The 12,587-nt window shown below is 69.7% G+C and carries 9 protein-coding genes and 1 tRNA gene; 5 read left to right on the plus strand and 5 right to left on the minus strand.

Translation table 11 applies throughout. From position 1 onward, the window contains the following. Positions 1-131 precede the first annotated feature (131 nt). Positions 132-208, plus strand: a tRNA-Met gene (locus AC1ROC_RS05045). Positions 209-289: 81 nt separating this feature from the next. Continuing rightward, complete coding sequence (locus AC1ROC_RS05050) at positions 290-2,161, plus strand: DUF2207 domain-containing protein (protein WP_492998488.1); 1,872 nt, start codon at positions 290-292, stop codon at positions 2,159-2,161. Positions 2,162-2,215: 54 nt separating this feature from the next. Here AC1ROC_RS05050 and AC1ROC_RS05055 read toward each other — a convergent pair whose 3' ends face one another. After that, positions 2,216-2,734, minus strand: a complete 519-nt coding sequence (locus AC1ROC_RS05055) for an isochorismatase family protein (RefSeq protein WP_179150780.1) — start codon at positions 2,732-2,734, stop codon at positions 2,216-2,218. A gap of 113 nt (positions 2,735-2,847) precedes the next feature. Between AC1ROC_RS05055 and AC1ROC_RS05060 the strand changes: the two genes are divergently transcribed. Next, positions 2,848-3,987 (plus strand): ROK family transcriptional regulator, encoded by a 1,140-nt coding sequence (locus AC1ROC_RS05060; RefSeq protein ID WP_085369538.1) that lies wholly within the window; start codon positions 2,848-2,850, stop codon positions 3,985-3,987. Here AC1ROC_RS05060 and AC1ROC_RS05065 read toward each other — a convergent pair. The 4 genes from AC1ROC_RS05065 to AC1ROC_RS05080 form a co-directional block, all read right to left on the minus strand. Further along, positions 3,984-4,514 (minus strand): hypothetical protein, encoded by a 531-nt coding sequence (locus AC1ROC_RS05065; protein ID WP_085369448.1) that lies wholly within the window; start codon positions 4,512-4,514, stop codon positions 3,984-3,986. The genes AC1ROC_RS05060 and AC1ROC_RS05065 overlap by 4 nt on opposite strands. Then, the gene (locus AC1ROC_RS05070) at positions 4,514-5,710 is read right to left on the minus strand and encodes an ROK family transcriptional regulator (protein ID WP_085369447.1); all 1,197 of its coding nucleotides are present in this window, start codon (positions 5,708-5,710) and stop codon (positions 4,514-4,516) included. The genes AC1ROC_RS05065 and AC1ROC_RS05070 overlap by 1 nt, the downstream gene beginning before the upstream one ends. A 198-nt stretch (positions 5,711-5,908) precedes the next feature. Beyond that, positions 5,909-8,854, minus strand: a complete 2,946-nt coding sequence (locus AC1ROC_RS05075; RefSeq protein WP_492998492.1) for a UPF0182 family membrane protein — start codon at positions 8,852-8,854, stop codon at positions 5,909-5,911. Positions 8,855-8,984: 130 nt separating this feature from the next. Beyond that, entirely contained in the window at positions 8,985-10,127 is a 1,143-nt protein-coding gene (locus AC1ROC_RS05080) for a YlbL family protein (protein WP_492998494.1), read from the minus strand. A gap of 161 nt (positions 10,128-10,288) precedes the next feature. Between AC1ROC_RS05080 and AC1ROC_RS05085 the strand changes: the two genes are divergently transcribed. Next, a complete protein-coding gene (locus AC1ROC_RS05085) occupies positions 10,289-11,632 on the plus strand; it encodes a zinc-dependent metalloprotease (protein ID WP_434948279.1) in 1,344 nt (447 codons plus the stop codon). A 147-nt stretch (positions 11,633-11,779) separates the two neighbouring features. Beyond that, on the plus strand, positions 11,780-12,586 hold the full coding sequence (locus AC1ROC_RS05090; RefSeq protein WP_492998497.1) for a hypothetical protein: 807 nt from the start codon (positions 11,780-11,782) through the stop codon (positions 12,584-12,586). Position 12,587: the final 1 nt, after the last annotated feature.

Raw genomic sequence — 12,587 nt, forward strand, 5'->3', positions numbered from 1 at the left:
CAGGTTCCGGCCCCGAAACACGGCATCGACAGATCGGTCTACCGGCGCCCGCCGCCGACGGCGCGGCACGCCCGGGATGCGACCCCGATTTTCCCTTCGTCGCCGGCCGGTGCTAAAGTAAATTCTTGTGACGCGGGGTGGAGCAGCTCGGTAGCTCGCTGGGCTCATAACCCAGAGGTCGTAGGTTCAAATCCTGCCCCCGCAACCAGAAAGGCCCGGATTTCCACGGAAATCCGGGCCTCGTTCTTTGCGTCCCGACCGGTCAGCACCCTCGGGTAGCCTCATTCTCGTGTCTTGGTTGCCTGGATTTCGCGCCGTCATCGTCGCCGCCGTCGTCGCGCTCGGCCTGATCGGCGCGGGGCCCGCGACGGCAGCCGTCGCCGCCGGTCCCGCCCAGCCCGCCGGTCCCGTCCGCTCCGACACCGGCGACTTCACCTTCGATTCCTTCGACGCCGACTACACGCTCACGCGCGACGCGAACAAGGACTCGGCGCTGACGACGGTCGAGACGCTGGTGGCCGAGTTCCCGTCGTTCGACCAGAACCACGGCATCGTCCGCGCCATCCCGCTGTCGAATCAGCACACCGATCTCCGGCTCGACATCCGTTCGGTCACCGACGCGAACGGCACGGCCATCCCGTTCACCCGCGACGATCAGGACGGCTTCGCCCGGCTCACGATCGGCTCAGCAGACAGCTACGTGCACGGCCGCCAGACCTATGTGATCACCTACACGCAGCGTTTCGTGGTCCGGCCGTTCGCCGACACGCACGACGACGAGTTCTACTGGGACGTCAACGGCACCGGATGGGATCAACCGTTCGGCAAAGTCAGCGCACGTCTCCATCTCGACAGCGCGCTGACGGGCGCGCTGACCGGTCAGCAGTCCTGCTACGTCGGCGAGCAGGGCAGCACGACGCCGTGCACCATCTCGTCGGCTCCCGCACCGGACGGGACGGTGATCTCCGTAAGCCAGGCGACGGTCCCGCCCCGGCAGAACGTCACCATCGCCGTCGGCTTCCGCCCGGGCACGTTCGCTCCCCCGCCGGACGCCAGGGATGCCTTCCCCTTCGCCGTGCTGCCCTGGATCCTGCTGGCCGTGGCTGCGCTGATGGTGGCGGGCGCCGTGGTCGCGCGTTCGGTCCTCTGGCGGACGCCGCGCGGGCGCGGCATCATCGTGCCGCAGTACACCCCGCCGCCCGGCGTGTTCCCCGCCCTGGCCGCCACGCTCCTGAAGCGGGAGGACCGCGCGCTGCCCGCCCAGCTCGTCGGCTTCGCCGTCAACCGGGTCGCCGCGATCATCGACCATTCGGATGCCTCCCAGTCCCGGCCGTTCGGCCTGCGCCTCCTCGCCGACCCCGCGACCGTGCGAGACGACGCGGAGCGCGACATCCTGACCAGGGTCTTCGGTGCGGCGGAACCCGGCCACGAGGAAGTGCTCGACCCGCAGAACCAGGTTCTCGGCGACCGCCTGGCCGGACTCGGCGGCGCACTGAACACCGTGGTGGCCCAACGCGGCCTGAGGGCACGCCCGAAAAGCCACCTCCCGCTCCTGTTCCGGTTGGGCATCGTGCTGATCCTCATCGCCTGGATCGTCGTGTTCGCCTGGTCGACCACCCAGAACGCGACGACGGCCGTTCTGGGATGGGGCTTCGCCGGCGTGATCGTCGCAACCATCGCCGTCTTCCCGCTGAGCGCCGTGCCGAACCTGCTCACCGAGAAGGGGGTCGAGCTCCGGGACTATCTCCTCGGCCTGCGCGACTATCTCGCCCTCGCCGAGGCCGACCGCTTCCGCGTGCTGCAGAGCCCGGAAGGCGCGGAGCGCGTGGACGCGCGCGACGGCACGGCCGTGGTCAAACTCAACGAGAAGCTCCTGCCGTACGCGATCGTGTGGGGCGTCGAGAAGGAGTGGATGCGCGAACTCGCCCACTCCTACGAGGTCACCGCCACCCAACCCGAGTGGATGCCGGGCTCGGCCAACCCGGCGCTCCTCCCCTTGCAGGTCGCCGCCTTCTCCACGCTGTACCACGGCACCCCGTTCGCGACGACGCCGCCGGTGTCGTCGTACTCCGGCTCGGGCGGCAGCAGCTTCACCGGCGGCGCCGGTGGCGGCGGCTTCTCCGGGGGCGGCGGGGGTGGAGGCGGCGGAGGCGGGTGGTGAGGTCACCCGGACGCCGACGCCTGCGCCGACGCCGCGCAACCCTGCCGGCCCGCCTCAGTCGAACCGCACCTCCACCAGATCCACGATGGTGACGCCCTCGGCGGTCAGCTCGATTTCGATCCGCTCACGGATGTCCTCCGCCGGTTCGCCGTCGTCGTATGTGGCGTGCCCGTCGGCGGGCAGGATCACCTCGAAGCCGCGTTCCAGCGCGCCGAGCGCCGTCGACCGGATGCAGTACTCGCTCTGCAGCCCGGCCACGATCAGGGTGGAGACGCCCATCGCGTGCAGCACGTCGGCGAGCGCGGGGTTCGACTCGAACGTGTTGGCCACGTCCTTGCGCACCACCGGCTCGCCTGGCAGCGGTCGGAAGACGAACTCCCAGCCCGGTGTCCCCGGCTCGTCCGGGTCTCCCGGCCGTCCGTCGTTCTGCACGTGGACGATCGGGATGCGCGCCTCCCTCGCCCGTTCGAGCAGCCCGGACATGGTCTCGCGGAACGCCGCAGCACCCTCGATCGCCGTCTCGCCGTCGAGCATGTTGCGTTGCACATCCACCAGCATCAGTCCGTAACCCATCTCCACATCATCCGCCCACCCCCGGCGACCCGCCAGTCCGTGCAGCATCCCGGGCGAGCCCGATTCGCTATGGTCGACAGCGGGGAGCAATGCGCACCGAGGAGCGGAAGACAGTGGCAGACGATCACAGCACGGCGACGCAGGCCGCCATCCGTGAGCGCAACGTCCGGAGCGCCCTGCAGCTCGTCCTCTCCGGTGGGGGCACGGCGACGCGCGCCGGGATCGCCCGGCGCACCGGCCTCACCTCCGCCACCGTGTCCTCCCTCCTCTCCGGGCTGATCTCCGACGGCCTCGTCCTCGAAGGGCAGCGTGCGGAGAGCACCGGCGGCAAGCGCGCGACGACGCTGCAGGTGGATCAGGAACGGCACGTGCTGCTGTCGGTGATCGTGCAGCCGGGTCTCGTGCGCGGCGCGGTCGTCAACCTGCTCGGGGCCGAACTGACCACCGTGTCCCAGCGCCCGTCTGCGCCCGGCGCCATCGAGGACGTGCAGTCCGTCGTGCGCAGGCTCGCCGCATCCACCACCGCCGCCATCGTCGCCGTCGGCGTGCAGGTGCCCGGCATCGCGGACGGCCCGCTCATCCGGGAGTCCGTGCAGCTCGGCTGGACGGACGTCGACCTCGGCGCCGCGCTCCTGGGCATCGTCGACGCCCCCGTGCACCTGGTCAACGACGCAGACGCGGAAGCCCTCGCCGACTATTCGAGTTCCGACCAGTTCGGCGCCAACCAGATGATCGTGTCGCTGAGCACCGGCGTCGGGGCCGCGTTCATCGTCGACGGCAGCGTGCTCGCCGGTGCCGCCCACCGTGCAGGCGAGATCGGCCACGTGCCCGTGCTGTTCGGCCAGGATGCGCCGCTCTGCCCGTGCGGCAACCGCGGCTGCCTCGAAGAGGTCGTCTCCGTCACCGCTCTGCTCGGCCTCCCGCACGGAACCGACCTGGAATCCGTGGATGTGGCCGGACTCGCCGCGACGCCGGAATCCCGCGAGCGCATCGCGTTCGGCGCTCGCGTGCTCGCCCGGTCGCTGCTGCTCGTCGGGGCCGCACTGGATGTGCCGAACGTCGTGCTCGGCGGCACGGCGCCCAAGCTCGGCGAGGAGTTCATCGGCCACCTGCGCGCAGAGGCGGCACGGCACCCGGTGCGTGCGGCCATGCCGCTCAGCTTCCGCTACGCGAAGGTCGCGCTCGAACAGCCCTTCCGCGGCGCGGCGCAGCACGCCATGCAGTCGACCCTCGGGGTCAGCTGGGCGCTCTAAGCGGCGCCGTCCCGCTCCGCCCGGAGCTCATGCGCGTGCTCGTGCTCGTGCGCCCCGGTGAGCAGGTCGAGCAGCGCTCCCCCGCGCGCCCTGTCGAACCCGAACGTCGCGATGTCCGCATAGGCGTGACCGGTCAGCCTGTGCCCGAGATCCACCACCAGCACGGACCGGCAGGATGCGCGCACCGCGTCGACCACGGCGCGCACCCACGCGCTCCGCTCGTTGTCGATGCCGACGATCACCACCGGAGCCTGCGTCGCCAGCACCAGATGCGGGTCGTCGCCCTCCGCGACCGACACCACCGGGTTGGCGGCCCACTGCCGCCCGGACGGCGAGTCCGGCTCCGCCCACGCCTCGGCGAGGGTCGACCAGCGCGGCACGCCGAGCAGCTCGTTGTCGACGGTGGCCAGCCGCACCACCGTGCAGCGCCCACGGAAGGCGGGAAGCGCATCCTGAGCTGCCGGCGCGAACGCGAACGACCGGGCGATCACCTCCGAGGTCGCCGGACGGTCGAGCACCAGGGACATCAGGACACCCCGAGCTGCGCCGACATCACCATGACCACGCAGCCGCGCACCACGATGTCGCGGCCCTGACTCGTCATGCGGAGCGTGGCGTCCGAGTGGAAGCCGGCCATCGTGCGGTTGCGCAGGGTCTCTCCCACCGCATCGATCAGCGCGCCGTCGAGCAGTTCCTCCGGGCCGCTGAGCACGACCTCGGACAGGTTCAGTGCGCCGACGATGGGCGCGAGCGCCACGCCGAGCCGCTGCCCGGCCACCCGCAGCACCTGGTGGACGGGCTCTCCGGCGATCGCCGCGGCCGCGACGCGCGATTCCAGCCGGGGCACGGCGAGCCAGGCCTCCAGGCATTTCTCCCTGTCGTACTCCGCCTCCGCGCCGTCGTCCGTGCCGACCATCACCTGGCCGATCTCGCCGGCCGCGAATCTGCTGCCGAGCACCAGAGCACCGGCGACGAGCAGCCCGGAGCCGACGCCGTGGCCCACCTTGATGAGCATCATGTCCCCGTGCGCGCCGCCGAAGCCGTGCTCGGCGAGCACCGCGACGTTCGCGTCGTTCGCCACGAACACCGGCAGGCCGGTGCGCTCCTCGATCCGGCGCTGCAGCGGCTGGTCCGTCCAGCCGAGGTTCGGCGCGGCGACCACCGTTCCGGACGGGTCGACGATGCCGGGCGAGCCGATTCCGATGCCCAGGATGGGCGCTGTCGTCATCCCGACCAGCCTGTCCACGAGCCCAAGTACCTTGGCCACGGCCTCCTCGCCGTGGCTGCCGGCGAGAGCGACCTCAGCGGTCGCCAGGATCGTGCCGTCGATGTCGAGCACCGCGCCGCGGAAGGCGGAGTGCTCGCTGAGGTCGACGCCGACGATCTGCGTCGCCGCCCTGTTCATGTCGAGGAGCACGGCCGGTTTGCCCGGCCGCGCATCGTCCCGCTGACCGAGCTCGATGACCAGGCCCTCGGCGATCAGGTCGCCGACGAGGTCGGAGATGGTGACCCTGGTGAGGCCGGTCTCCCTCGCGATGTCCGCCCTGCTCACCTGGCCGGCGCGATACAGCGTCTGCAACACCAGGGAGCGGTTGTGATTGCGGGCGTGCTCGGGGAGCACCTTGCCGCGCGGGCGCAGCGCACGCCCGGGAACCATGCCGCGATCCTGCGGGATCGTGCTGTGCTCGCTCGCGGTGGAGCGCCGTCCTTCATCGACCAGCATGTTTGTTAGTAAAGTCGACAATCAAAGTTTTCGCAAGCATTTCCTGGCCTTGCGGCGGCGCGTCGCGGAAATCCGCCACTCGCGCGCGTCCCCGCCCGCGACACTTTGTACGGCGGCTGAACATACAGGACCGAGCACACGAAAAAGGGCGGGGCGCGCATCCCGTGGATGCACGCCCCGCCCGTCGGAGTCCGCCCGCTACTTGGAGGAGCTGGTGCCCTCCGCCGCGAGGGCGTCCTGCAACGCCTGCTGGAGGCGCTGGTCAGCCTGGCCGTACTCTGCCCAGTTGCCCGCCTTCAGCGCCGTCTCACGGTCAGCGAGAGCTTGCTTCGCCTGCGCGAGCGCCTGCTGCAGAGCCGGGTTGTTCTGCGCCGAGCCGGAGCCGCCTGAGCCGGTCTGGGAGCCGCCCGTTCCTCCGGTGCCTCCTGTGCCGCCCGTTCCTCCGGTGCCTCCCCCGGTCTGCGGCACGTTGTTGTCGCCGGCGGTCGCGCCGGAGTCACCGCCGAACAGCGCGTCGAGCGCCTGGTCGAGGGTGTCCTCGAACGCGATCTTGTCGCCGAACGCCACCAGCACCTTCTGCAGCAGCGGGTAGCTCGTCTCACCCGTGGACTTGACGTAGACCGGCTGCACGTAGAGCAGACCGCCACCCACCGGCAGTGTCAGCAGGTTGCCGTTGATCACGTCCGTCTTGCCCTGTCTGAGCAGGTTGAGCTGCGCGGAGACCGTCGGGTCGGAGTTGAACGTGTTCTGCACCTGTCCAGGCCCTGGCACCGTGTCGCTCGATGGCAGGGTCAAGAGTCTCAACTTGCCGTAGGCCGAGGAGACCTTGCCCTTCGTCGAGCCCGCATCGGAGTCGACGGCCAGGTAGCCCTTCAGCACCGACCTGCTCGACTCGCTGGATGCCTGGGGTATGAAGGTCGTGTACAGCGAGAACGACGGCGCCTTCTGACCCGGCATCTGCATCGTCAGGTAGTACGGCGGCTGCAGCGTGGGATCGGTCGGCGACGACACGGGGTCGTTCGGCGTCGTCCACGCGTCCTCCCGCGAGTAGAACGATCCCGCGTCGGTCACGTGGTACTGGCCGAGCACCGAGCGCTGCACCTTGAACATGTCCGCCGGGTAGCGCACGTGGCTGAGGAGCTGCGAGCTCATGTCGCTCATCGGCTTGACCGTGGCGGGGTAGATCTTCTCCCAGGTCTTCAGGATGGGGTCCTTGGCGTCCCAGGCGTAGAGCGTGACGGAGCCGTCGTACGCGTCGACCGTCGCCTTGACCGAGTTGCGGATGTAGTTGATGTCGTCGAAGGCGTATGCCGGCTTCGGCGTCTCGGTGTCCGCGATGGCGTCGCTCAGGCTGCCGACGTGCGAGTACGGGTACTGGTCGCTCGTGGTGTATCCGTCGATGACCCACTTGACCCGCCCGTCCACGACCGTCGGGTACGCCTGCGAGTCGAGCGTCAGGTACGGCGCCACCTTCTGCACGCGCTTGACCGGGTCGCGGTCGTAGAGGATCTGCGAGTCGTTGTTGACCGCGTCGGACAGCACGATCTGCTCGTCCTGGAACTTGAGCGCGTAGACCAGCCGCTTGAAGATGTTGTCGAGCTTCGGGCCGCCCTCCCCGCTGAACGTCGTGTACGTCTGCTGCGCGTCACCCTTGCCGCCGGGGTAGTCGAGCTCGACGTTCTTGCCGCCCTTCGGACCGCCGACGATCGAGTACGTCGGCGACTGCTGGCCGAAGTAGATGCGCGGCTCGTACGTGCCGAGCGACCCCTGGCTCGGGATGCCCGACTCCAGGAACACGGGCTGGCCGTCGACGGAGCGCTTGTTGCCGTACGCGGCCACAAGGCCGTAGCCGTGCGTGTAGACGATGGTGTCGTTGTACCAGTTGCGTGCGCTCGTCAGGCCGGACTGCTGCAGCTCGCGGACCGCGACCACCGCATCCTGTTCCTTGCCGCCGATGTCGTAACGGTCGACGGCGAGGTTGTTCGGGAACGCGTAGTACTGGCGGAACTGCTCCAGCTGGCGGAACGACGGGCTGACGACGGCGGGGTCGATGATGCGGATCTGCGCCGTGGTCTGCGCGTCCTGGCGCAGCTGGCCCTGCTCGACGTCCGTCGTGGCGTTGTACGGGATGACGTCGATGTCGCTGAGGCCGTACGCATCCCGGGTGGCGTCGATGCCGTTCTGCACGAACGGCGTCTCGAGCGTCTTCTGGCTCGGCTCGACCTGGAAGCGCTGGATCACCCACGGGTAGATCGCACCGGCGATGAGGGCTGCGACGATGAGCAGCGCGGTTCCGACGATCGGGAAGCGCCAGCGGCCGATGAAGGCCGTCAAGATGAAGAGCAGCGCCACGAAGACGGCGGCACCGGCCAGCACTGCACGGGCAGGGATGGTGGCATTCACGTCGGTGTACGCCGCGCCATTGATCATGTCGTTGACGTTGGAGTCGGTGACGGTCGCGTACCGGTCCAGCCAGATGCTCACGCCCTGCAGCAGCAGGTAGAGCGCCGAGATGACCGAGATCTGGATGCGCGCGGCCTTCGAGATGCGCACCTCGCGCCCGCTCACCCTCAGCGAACCGTAGAGGTAGCAGGTGGCGAGCGTCGCCAGCAGTGCGATGAGCACCACGGCCGATGCGAACCCGACGGCGCCGCGGTAGAACGGCAGCGCGAACAGGTAGAAGCCGATGTCGAGGTGGAACAGCGGGTCGGTCTTGCCGTACGCCGTGCCGTTCAGCCACATCGCCGCGGTCTGCCAGCGGCTGCCCGCCGAGACGCCGGCGAAGATGCCGAAGACGATCGGGATGCCGTACATCGCGAGGCGGCGCAGCGGCTCGACGACCTGCTGGTAGCGGTCGAGCTGCGAGTTCAGCTTGGCGTAGACCGGTCGCAGCCGGTATGCGAGCTGGATGGCGAGCCACAGGGGCACGGCCATGCCGAGGAACCCGATGAAGAACATCGTGATCGCGCCGAACCACTGTGTGGTGAGGACGTTGAGGAAACCGACCTGCTGGTACCACAGGATGTCCGCGTACAGTCCGGCGAAGACGAAGAAGGCGATCACCAGAGCGACGATCACCCCCAGGGTGATCCAGATGGCCGCGCGACGGCGCCCAGGTGGTCGGACTGCTGCTGTTGAACTCACGAATGGCCCTCATTGCTCTCGCGTGGCAAGGTCAGAAATCCATCCTAGGCGTCCGTCGCTTGGAGAACGCCGTATCGAATACGCCTGCGGCGAAGCTCGCGGCGGGCGCTGGGCGAAGCCTATGTAAGCGCTATGAAGCAGGGCAGGTGGCCAGGCCGGAGGTGCTGCCTCCCGAGCTGATCGCCTTCAGTGCGGCGAGCGAGTCGTCCAGCGTCTTCACCGCGAAGACGTGCAGCCCGGACGGGATGTGTCCGGTGACCTCGTTGCAGTTCGTCGCTGGCGCCAGGAAGTACGTGGCTCCCCCGGTGTCCCTCGCCGCGTACATCTTCTGCCGGATGCCGCCGATCGGGCCGATGTTGCCCTCGTTGTCGATCGTGCCTGTGCCCGCGACCTTCTTGCCGCCGTTGAGGTATCCGGGGGTGAGCTGGTCCATGATCCCGAGCGCGAACATCTGGCCGGCGCTCGGCCCTCCCACGTTGTCGAGCTGGATCTTCACGTCGAACGGGAAGGTGTAGTCCATTCCGGCGCCGATCCCGAGGACCGTCTGCGCCCCCGACTTCACGGGCGTGATCGACACCGTGGACGCCGCACCGCCGCGGATGATGCCGACCTCGGCCGCCTTGTCGGTGCCGTTCTTGTCGATCAGTTCGCGCAGGGTCGCGACGCCGGGCACCGGCTCGCCGTTCACGCTGGTGATCTCGTCGTCCACTTTCAGCACCCCGGCTGCCGGTGTCCCCTTGATGACCTGCTTGACCGCGACGGCTTCCGGGAATTCGTAGCCGAGGTGGTTGAGGGCGGCGGCCACCGCATCCTGCTGCGAGTTGACCATCAGGGCCGCGTTCTCCGCATTGGACTGCTCGGTGGTGGTGCCGGGCGGGAAGACGACGTCCACCGGCAGCACGGCCTTGCTCGGCTGGAACCAGGCGGCGATGATGTCGAACCAGCTGGGCCGCTGGTCCGGGTTGCCGACGACGGAGACGGTCAGCAGGTCGAGGGAACCGGACGTCGGGTACGTCTTCTGCGACGGGATGCTGATCAGCGGCTTCGCTTTGTCGCTCTCCTTCGACCCGACCGGCTGGTCCTTCCCGAGCGTGTTGAAGACGGGGCCCGGCTGCTCGATCACGAACGGCGCCGGCGCGACCGCGAGCACGAGGGTCAGCGCGAAGGCGACGCCGACGGCGATCCATCCCGCGATCACCCGCCGGGGAGGGGCGACCCTGGTGGTGCTCTCCTCCGCAGGCGGCTGCAGTTCGTCGTCGCTGAAGAGGCTCACGCACTGTCCCTTTCGTGTGTTGCATCGGCTGGTCGCTCGTCTGTTCGCCACGGGCGCACATCCAGAGCCCGAGCCTAGGCCAATTCTCACCCGGCGCCGTCGTACACGGTCTAGCGTAGATTCCAAGCCTGAAAGCCGGACCACACGAAAGAGGCGTAACGATGGCCGACGATCCCAACAAGGAACCGGACGACGAGCTGGCCCGCCTGCTGCGCGAGATGCTCTCCGGAAACGCGTCCATCGACCCGAGCCAGCTGGCAGGGGCCGCAGGACTGCCGAGCGATCCAGCGAGCATCCAAGCCCTGATCGGCCAGCTGCAGAACGCGATGCGCAACACCGACGGCGGCATCAACTGGGACCTCTCGCTGGAGCAGGCCCGCACGCTCGCGTCCGAGGGCGCCCACTCCGTCACCCCTGCCGAGCGCGCGACGCTCGACCAGGCGTTCAACGTCGCCGCCCTCTGGCTCGACCAGGTCACCACGGTGTCCGAGCTCACCAGCCCGCCCCAGCTGATCGGCCGCGCGGAGTGGGCGAGGCAGACGATGCCACTCTGGACGCAGCTCGCTGAGCCCGTCGCCCTCAGCATCTCCGACGCGCTCACCCGCGTGCTCACCGAGCAGGCGCCGGAAGAGATGCAGGGAATGCTCGCCAACGCCGGGCAGATCATGCGCAGCGTCGGAGGAGCCCTCTTCGCGATGCAGCTCGGCCAGGTGGTCGGCCAGCTCGCCAAGGAGGTCGTCTCCGGCGGTGACATCGGCATCCCGCTGCTCGCCGACGGCCAGGCGGCCCTGCTCCCCCAGAACGTCGCCGAGTTCGGCGACGGCCTCGACATCCCGGCCGACCAGGTGCAGCTCTACCTCGCGGTGCGCGAGCTCGCCCACGCCCGCCTGTTCCGCCACGCCAAGTGGCTGCGGCTGCAGCTGATCACCCAGATCACGGCGTTCGCCAAGGGCATCACCATCGACACCGACCGGCTCGAAGAGCTGGCGGAGGGCTTCGACCCCTCCAACCCGGAGGAGCTGCGCGAGGCGATGGTCAGCGGCGCGCTGATCCCGCCGAAGACCGAGGAGCAGCAGGAGGCGCTCGCCCGCCTGGAGACGGTGCTCGCACTTGTCGAAGGCTGGGTGGATGTGGTCACCGCCAACGCCACCCGCCTGCTGCCGAAGGCGGACGCCATCGCGGAGATGGTCCGCAGGCGCCGCGCATCCGGTGGCCCTGCCGAGTCGGCGTTCGCGACGCTCGTCGGCCTGGAACTCCGCCCCCGCCGGCTGCGCGACGCCGCCGCGATGTGGCAGGCCGTCACCGACGCCGTCGGCCAGGAGGCCAGGGACGACCTGTGGTCGCACCCCGACCTGCTCCCCCAGTCCAGCGACCTCGACGACCCGTCGGCGATCGTCGCCAGGCTCACCGCCACCGCGAACGGCCAGGAGCCGGAGCGCGACGCGGTCGACCAGGCGCTCGAAGACCTGCTCCGCGGCGACACGGAGCGGCCGACGGAGGAGTAGGCCGCCGGTCTGCGAGGTCGCCGGTCCGCCGGATTCAGCGCCGTGCCCTTCGGGGCGCGGCGCTTTTTTCGTGCTGAGCGTGTGGACGGCGCCTCCGGCTTGTGGATAACTCCTGCGCCGTCCGGCGGTCTGCGGGATGATGCCGGGATGGTCTACGCACTCGATCCCCGCATCCACCGGGTCTGGCGGTCGCCCAGCACCCTGCAGTTCGGGGTGGACACGGCGGTGCTGACGCTGGACGACCTGAGCAATGCGGACGAGCGGATGCTCGTGGCGCTCGACGCGGGCGTGACGATGTCCGGGCTGCAGATGGTGGCGAGGAGGGCACGTGCCGACGCCGGGGCTCCTGCGCGACTGCTGGAACGTCTCGCGCCCGTGCTGGCGCCGCCGCCGGAGCCGGAGGGCGAGCGGCCCGTCGTCGTGATCGACGGCGCCGGGCAGACCGCCGCCCGGCTGATCGAGGCGCTCGGCGATGCCGGGGTGGATGCGCGCAGCGGCCTGACCTGGGACGACCCTGCCGTCGACACGGCAGCGGCCGCCATCGTGGTCGGCTCGTTCGCGATCGAGCCGGAGCGCCATCGCCGCTGGTTGCGCAGGGACGTGCCGCACCTGGCCATCGTGTTCGGCGACGAGCGGGTGCGCGTCGGGCCGTTCGTCGACCCGGGCGCTGGACCGTGCCTCGGCTGCGTGGACCTCCGGCTCACGGACGCCGATCCGGCCTGGCCGGCGATGGCCACGCAGCTGTACACCCGGGATGCGCGGCGCGAGACGCCGCTCGTCGCGGCCGCCGCCTCCGGCGTGGTCGGCTTCGCTGTGCTCGACCGGCTGCGCGGCGGCCGTGCACTCAGCCGGTCGAGCGTGGCGGTCGACTACGTCACGGGCGCGCGGGAGGAGACAGACTGGGCCGCGCATCCGGGATGCGGGTGCCTGGGGCTGCCGGTCGACCCCGCGTGAC

The organism is Leifsonia sp. GW821-FHT13C05, from assembly GCF_058806515.1.

Excerpts from the sequence above, each read along its gene's own strand:
- AC1ROC_RS05065 (WP_085369448.1), bottom strand. The coding sequence starts at position 4,514 with ATGTCCCTGGTGCTCGACCGTCCGGCGACCTCGGAGGTGATCGCCCGG.
- AC1ROC_RS05055 (WP_179150780.1), bottom strand. The coding sequence starts at position 2,734 with ATGGGTTACGGACTGATGCTGGTGGATGTGCAACGCAACATGCTCGAC.
- AC1ROC_RS05085 (WP_434948279.1), top strand. The coding sequence starts at position 10,289 with ATGGCCGACGATCCCAACAAGGAACCGGACGACGAGCTGGCCCGCCTG.
- AC1ROC_RS05090 (WP_492998497.1), top strand. The coding sequence starts at position 11,780 with ATGGTCTACGCACTCGATCCCCGCATCCACCGGGTCTGGCGGTCGCCC.
- AC1ROC_RS05070 (WP_085369447.1), bottom strand. The coding sequence starts at position 5,710 with ATGCTGGTCGATGAAGGACGGCGCTCCACCGCGAGCGAGCACAGCACG.